The sequence below is a fragment of the Streptomyces sp. NPDC054849 genome (assembly GCF_053610945.1).
In genome coordinates this window covers 82,448-89,201 of the sequence record NZ_JBSGZI010000026.1, presented here as the reverse complement: position 1 = coordinate 89,201, position 6,754 = coordinate 82,448, and the positions used below count along the sequence as shown (strand labels likewise).

The following is a 6,754-nucleotide window of genomic DNA, read 5'->3' as shown; positions in this document are numbered from 1 at the left end:
CTCCACGGCCTGTCGGCCGGGGCGGCGCCCTCCGTCGTTGTGCCGGGGCCGGGCGCATCCACAACCTGGGATGCACCCGGCCCGGCTTCACAAGCCCGGCCTTCGGCGTGCCGGCGCGCCGGCCGAGGTGCGATTACCTAGGGCAGGCGGTTGCGGGAGACGCCGTGCATCAGGTCTCCCTTGAAGGCCTTGCCCCGGAGGGCTACGGGGCCGGGGGTCAGTTCGATCCACCCCTCGTCCCAGACGAAGTTGTCGTCGTTGGTGTCCCCATGGGTCTGGAAGACCCTGTTGTCCGTGGTGAGGACCTGGATGTAGGCGTTGTTGCCCTGGTCGATGATCGAGATGCCGCAGGCCGTGCCGAGGGGGAACCCGGGGTTGTCCGCGTCCGTGAGGTTCTGCCAGACGGGCACACCTCCGGTCGTGGTCGCGCGGCCGGCGTAGGCGAGGCCGTTGGTGAGTGCAGCACTGAACGACTCGGTGCTCGACGGTGCGAAGCTGTCGATGTCGCTGCAGGGACCGGTGGCACCCGTGGCGCCGGTGGCACCCGTAGCGCCGGCGACACCCTGCACGCCGGTCGCACCTGTGGCGCCGGTCGCTCCGTCCTCGCCGTTGGCACCGGTGGCGCCGGTGGCACCCGTCGCACCGGTAGCACCAGTCGCACCCGTAGCGCCGGTCGCACCGGTCGCACCCGGTGCTCCGTCCTCGCCGTCCTCGCCGTTCGCGCCCGTGGCACCCGTAGCGCCCGTGGCACCCGTGGCACCCGTCGCACCTGTAGCGCCTGTAGCGCCGTCAGCACCCGTCGCGCCGGTGGCACCCGTCGCACCCGTGGCACCGTCAGCACCCGTGGCGCCCGTGGCGCCCGTCGCACCGTCAGCGCCCGTCGCACCGGTCGCGCCGGTGGCACCCGTGGCACCGTCGGCGCCGTCCGCACCCGTGGCGCCCGTCGCGCCGGTGGCACCCGTGGCGCCCGTCGGCCCTGTCGGGCCCGGCCGGCCCTCCTCGCACCTGTCGTCACCGGTGGGCCCGGCCTCGATGCCCGCTGCCCTGGTGTCGTCATCCGGGCCCTGGTCCGGGTTGTAGTTCGGATCCTGCTCCGGACCCTGGTCCGGGCCGCGGTCCGGGCCGTGGTCCGGGCCGTGGTCCGGGTTGTGGTCGGGGCGGTGATGAGGCCCATGCGGCGTGCAGGGGTTCCCAGCCGTGGGGCTCGCCGCGTGCACCTGCTCGGCGGTCTGAACGCTCTGGGCCACCGCGATGGCGGGGCTGGCGACTCCCATCATCACCAGGGCGAGCGACGCGAGCGTGCCACCCTTGCGCCAACTGCTCCTCGGCAGCGGGCCAAGGGTTGACCTGGTCCTGTTCTCGGGGCGCATACCACTCCTTCTCGAATCTGATCGAACGATGGTGGTGGGGCCTCTTTGGCCACCTCGGACAGCGTGGGAGCCGCTGACGAAAGTGGCGGGACACCTCGCGAGAAAGTCCACTTATCGGACTATCGATGCGACACCAATGGCCGCCGAGACGGAACCGTCCGGCCCTCGCCCGACCGCGTCCAGGACCGGTACGCGGAAGGCTTCGAGATCAAGATCAAGAACGGCGGGACGTGCAGACACGTCCGCGGATACGCCATGTGGGTGGCCCCGGTGCACTGCTCGTACGGAGTCTGAGGCAGGGCCCGATCAGTGCAGAACGGAGCGGACCCGCGACTCCCCCCATGGGACGCGGGTCCGCTCCGTGGCTCCTGCCGAACGGCTCGGTAGGGCTCAGTCGGCCAGCGGCAGGTAGACGCGGCTGCCCGAAGCCGCGAACTCGGCGGACTTCTCCGCCATGCCCGCCTGGATCTCCTCGGCCTTCAGGTCCCCGCCGTGCTCCCGGCGGATGTCCTGGGAGATCTTCATCGAGCAGAACTTCGGGCCGCACATGGAGCAGAAGTGCGCGGTCTTGGCCGGCTCGGCGGGAAGGGTCTCGTCGTGGAACTCGCGGGCCGTGTCCGGGTCGAGTGCCAGGTTGAACTGGTCCTCCCAGCGGAACTCGAACCGCGCGTCCGACAGGGCGTCGTCCCACTCCTGGGCGCCCGGGTGACCCTTGGCCAGGTCGGCGGCGTGCGCCGCGATCTTGTAGGTGATGACGCCGGTCTTGACGTCGTCGCGGTTGGGCAGGCCCAGGTGCTCCTTGGGCGTGACGTAGCAGAGCATCGCGGTGCCCCACCAGGCGATCATCGCGGCGCCGATGCCCGAGGTGATGTGGTCGTACGCGGGGGCGACGTCCGTGGTCAGCGGGCCGAGCGTGTAGAACGGCGCCTCCTCGCAGATCTCCTGCTGGAGGTCGATGTTCTCCTTGATCTTGTGCATAGGGACGTGGCCCGGGCCCTCGATCATCGTCTGCACGTTGTGCCGCTTGGCGATCGTGTTCAGCTCGCCCAGCGTCTTCAGCTCCGCGAACTGTGCCGCGTCGTTGGCGTCCGCGATGGAGCCGGGGCGCAGGCCGTCACCCAGCGAGTACGTGACGTCGTACGTCGCGAGGATGTCGCAGAGCTCCTCGAAGTTCGTGTAGAGGAAGTTCTCCTTGTGGTGCGCCAGGCACCACGCAGCCATGATCGAACCACCGCGCGAGACGATGCCGGTCTTGCGGCGGGCGGTCAGCGGCACGTAGGGCAGCAGCACGCCGGCGTGGACCGTCATGTAGTCGACGCCCTGCTCGGCCTGCTCGATGACCGTGTCCTTGTAGATCTCCCAAGTCAGGTCCTCGGCTCGGCCGTCGACCTTCTCGAGCGCCTGGTAGAGCGGCACGGTGCCGATCGGGACGGGGGAGTTGCGCAGTACCCACTCGCGGGTGGTGTGGATGTTGCGGCCCGTCGAGAGGTCCATGACGGTGTCGGCGCCCCACTTGGTCGCCCACGTCATCTTGTCGACCTCCTCCTCGATGGAGGAGGTGACCGCGGAGTTGCCGATGTTGGCGTTGACCTTCACCAGGAACCGCTTGCCGATGATCATCGGTTCGATCTCGGGGTGGTTCACGTTCGCAGGAAGCACCGCGCGACCTGCGGCGATCTCCTCACGGACGACCTCGGGGGAGACGTTCTCGCGGATCGCGACGTACTCCATCTCCGGGGTGATCTCGCCCCGGCGGGCGTACGCGAGCTGCGTGACGGCGGCGCCTCCGCGGCCCCGGCGGGGCTGGCGGGGGCGGCCCGGGAAGACCGCGTCGAGGTTCTTGAGGCCACCGCGCGGAGAGGTGTGCTTGATGCCGTCGTCCTCGGGGCGCACGGGGCGGCCGGCGTACTCCTCGGTGTCTCCGCGGCCGATGATCCAGTTCTCGCGCAGCGGTGCGAGGCCCCGGCGCACGTCCGTCTCGATCTGCGGGTCGGTGTACGGACCGGACGTGTCGTACAGCGTCACGTCCTTGCCGTTGGTGAGGTGGACCTGGCGGACGGGCACCCGGATGTCGGGGCGGGAGCCCGCCAGGTATCCCTTGTGCCAGCCGGGCTGGCGCTCGTTCTGGCCGTCGGCGTCCTGGCTGACGGCAGGCGTGCGTGCGTCCTGAATGGTCATGAGACCTGATCTCCCTACGCCGGCATTACCCGGTAACAGGTTCGGCGGTCGGCGCAGCCTCTTCCCGTACGCATCTGTGATCGCGTACGGTGATCAGCGCCCTCTCAGCCCGGTGCTCCGAGCTCCCGCGTTGTGCAAAGGTGCCCCCACGCTAGCGTCCTCCATGGCGTGCTGAACAGTGGGCCCCCTCATCTCTTGCGATGATCTGCTGGTGACGACCTCGCCGCAGCCCCCCATCGAGCCCCCCGAGCCCCATGACCACACCGGCCACGCGAACCACGGCCCCGGGCCTTCCTCCGGGCCCTCCCCGGACCCCGTCCACAGCCATGGCCACAGCCACGGCCACGGCCCGGCGGCTCCCGTCTCGAAGCACCTGCGCAAGGTCATCGCAGCCGTACTGATCCCCTTCGCCACGGCCGTCCTCGTCGGCATGGTGGTGCTCTGGCCGGGCGGCGCTCCCGCCCACGAGCGGACCGGAGTGGGCTTCGACCGGCAGACCCAGCAGGGGACGGTCGTCGCGCTCGAACGCGTCGACTGCAAATCCGTGAACGCCGCGCAGGTACCGCCGACCGGTGACACGTCCACTCCCTCGGGCCGCGAGGCCCAGGCCGCGCAGACCGGTGAGTGCAAGAAGGCCACCGTCGAGGTCGGCACCGGACCGGACAAGGGCCGGACCTTCGTCGAGATCGTCCAGCCGGGAGCGCCACGGCAGTTGGAGGACGGCCAGGGGGTGGTGGTGGCGTACGCGCCGGACGCACCCCGCGATCTCCAGTACTCGGTGATCGACGTGAACCGCAAGTTCCCCATGGCGGTGCTGGCCGCGATCTTCGCGATCGCGGTGGTGCTCGTCGGGCGGATGCGCGGACTGTTCGCGCTGATCGCGCTGGTCGTCAGCTTCGGCGTGCTGACCCTCTTCATCCTCCCGGCCATCCTCCAGGGATCGAACCCGCTGGTCGTGGCGGTGGTCGGGGCGAGCGCCATCATGCTGATCGGGCTCTACATGTGCCACGGACTGACCGCGCGCACCTCGGTCGCCGTCCTCGGCACGCTCGTCTCGCTGCTGCTGATCGGGCTGCTGGGCTCGGTGTTCATCGACTGGGCGTTCCTCAGCGGCAACACCGACGACAACACCGGCCTGATCCACGGGCTCTACCCGGACATCGACATGAGCGGTCTGCTGCTCGCCGGTGTGATCATCGGATCGCTGGGCGTCCTCGACGATGTGACGGTCACCCAGACTTCCGCGGTCTGGGAACTCCACCAGGCCGACTCCTCGATGGGGTCGCGCGCCCTGTACCGGGCGGCCATCCGCATCGGCCGCGACCACATCGCATCGGTGGTCAACACCCTGGTGCTGGCGTACGCGGGTGCCGCGCTGCCATTGCTCCTGTTGTTCTCGATCGCGAACAGCAGTATGGGTGCGGTGGCCAACAGCGAGCTGGTCGCGGTGGAGATCGTACGGACGCTCGTGGGCTCGATCGGGCTGGTGGCCTCGGTCCCCGTGACCACGGCGCTGGCCGCGCTGGTCGTCTCCGCCGACCGGCCGGGATCCCCGGCTGTCGCGCCGGCCTCGGGACCGGTCCGCGGCGGCCGAGGCCGGCGGCGCAAGCGCTGAAAGGTACGTCCGGAGGAATGCGCCGGGCGGGTGTGGTCGGTCTGGCGGCGGGCGTCAGCCGGCGTTCTGTTCGTTCTGCCTCGACTCGGCCAGGATCTTGATGAGCGCCTCGTCGAGGTTCTCCTCGAAGTCGCCCAGGTTCCGCTCCTGTCCGAGCGGAACGAGCCGGTCGGTGCGGTCGAGGAACGCGACGAGCGGAGCCGCGCTGGCGCGGAACAGGGCCCGGTCGCCGCCGACCTGAAGCCGGATGTGCACATCGGACAGGTCCTCGGGATCGGTGGGAGCGATGTGCACATCGCCGTCACCGCACGGCTTGTTGATGCCGTCGAGGAGGAGTTCCCGGCCGAACGCCCAGGTCACGGGCGCGTCTCCGGGAAGGTGGAAGGTCAGGCGGACTGCGTAGGGATCACGGGCGTCGTACCGGAGTTCCACCGGAATCCGGAACGAGAGCTCCTCGGAAACGAGGAAGCTCATCATGACCTCTGCCTGTACCGACTCGCGCATTGACTACCCCGCTGTAGTGGAAGTGGCCAGGAATGATCCCCCAGGGCCCTCTTGACAAGAGTGGTGGAAGCGCTAGCAGATCACAAGGAGTGAGTTTTCAGATACTGATAGAGAACGAGAGGGTGCTCAACAGCGCGCCTACTTCACTCCGTAGTCGATTGACTACATAGAGCAATCGATCTTCCTGGTGCAAGGGGAGAGAAATAGCCATGGTTGCGGCGGTATCGCCTGCTGTGATGGGGATGGCGGCGCAGACCGTGCCCAGGGCATATTCCTGGCGTTCGGTTACTGTCTGCATTCGCCCGAGGGCCCCGATCCTTTGTTCCAAGGAGCGCAGATCCCGCACGGTATAGGGGGTGACGGCCTCGACCGGATGACGGTCGTAGTGGTCTTTGCGCATCTTCTCGTCGAGCTGGCCGAGCAGGCACTGCCCGATGGCATGCGCGTGGCCGGTCTCCCGAAAGTCGGCCCACTCCTCGCAGGCCGGATTCGACGGGGTGTCCGAGACGCCCACGAGCTCGATCTCACCCTCGCGGTAGACCGCGAAGTAGACGGGGGCGCCGACGGCGTCGCGGAAGTGCGCGAGGGAGTCGACGATCATGCTGCGACGTTTCTGCTGGAGTCCCCCACCGGCGAGCCTCATCGCGGCGTCGCCCAGGAGGAAGACCCCGCTCTCCCTGCGCAGGTAGCCCTCGTGGGTCAGGGTGCGCAGCAGGTGGTACGCGGTGGGGAGCGGGAGCCCGGCCTCGCGAGCCAGCTGTTTCGCCGGAGCTCCCTCGCTGTGGGAGCCCGCTGCTTCGAGCAGCCTCAACGCCCTCTGGACCGAACCGATCAGAGTCGGCACACCGGCCTTGTGAACCGGAGACAAAGCTCACCCCCAGGCGTGGCGGCGGGCGCTCGGGGAGGCCCGCCCTGCGGGGGCCGCCCCCGCGCGTGCCGTTGGCTCCTGGGGGCCGTGCTCGGCGGTTCCTTCACATCACCGCAGATCAGTGCGGCATTACCGGCTTTCGGTGCCCAGGGAGCGGCACAGATTGCCACTCTATCCACCGATTCCTGGGGTGTGAGCGGTTTAGTGCGTCACGTTCCC

General features: G+C 69.1%; 5 protein-coding genes. 1 reads left to right on the top strand and 4 read right to left on the bottom strand.

From position 1 onward, the window contains the following. Positions 1-137: 137 nt before the first annotated feature. Positions 138-1,370 carry a hypothetical protein gene (locus tag ACWGIF_RS14805; RefSeq protein WP_453496370.1) on the bottom strand — a complete coding sequence of 411 codons (1,233 nt, stop codon included), beginning with the start codon at positions 1,368-1,370 and terminating at the stop codon, positions 138-140. A 390-nt stretch (positions 1,371-1,760) separates the two neighbouring features. Beyond that, entirely contained in the window at positions 1,761-3,548 is a 1,788-nt protein-coding gene (thiC, locus tag ACWGIF_RS14800; RefSeq protein WP_385148808.1) for a phosphomethylpyrimidine synthase ThiC, read from the bottom strand. Positions 3,549-3,726: 178 nt separating this feature from the next. Between thiC and ACWGIF_RS14795 the strand changes: the two genes are divergently transcribed. Beyond that, on the top strand, positions 3,727-5,163 hold the full coding sequence (locus ACWGIF_RS14795; RefSeq protein WP_453496367.1) for a YibE/F family protein: 1,437 nt from the start codon (positions 3,727-3,729) through the stop codon (positions 5,161-5,163). Between the two features lie 54 nt (positions 5,164-5,217). Here ACWGIF_RS14795 and ACWGIF_RS14790 read toward each other — a convergent pair whose 3' ends face one another. Together ACWGIF_RS14790 and ACWGIF_RS14785 are read right to left on the bottom strand one after the other, a co-directional pair. Next, complete coding sequence (locus ACWGIF_RS14790; RefSeq protein WP_453496364.1) at positions 5,218-5,667, bottom strand: SsgA family sporulation/cell division regulator; 450 nt, start codon at positions 5,665-5,667, stop codon at positions 5,218-5,220. 97 nt (positions 5,668-5,764) lie between these two features. Further along, positions 5,765-6,511: an IclR family transcriptional regulator gene (locus ACWGIF_RS14785; RefSeq protein WP_453496361.1), complete on the bottom strand. Its 747-nt coding sequence runs from the start codon at positions 6,509-6,511 to the stop codon at positions 5,765-5,767. Between the last annotated feature and the right edge of the window lie 243 nt (positions 6,512-6,754).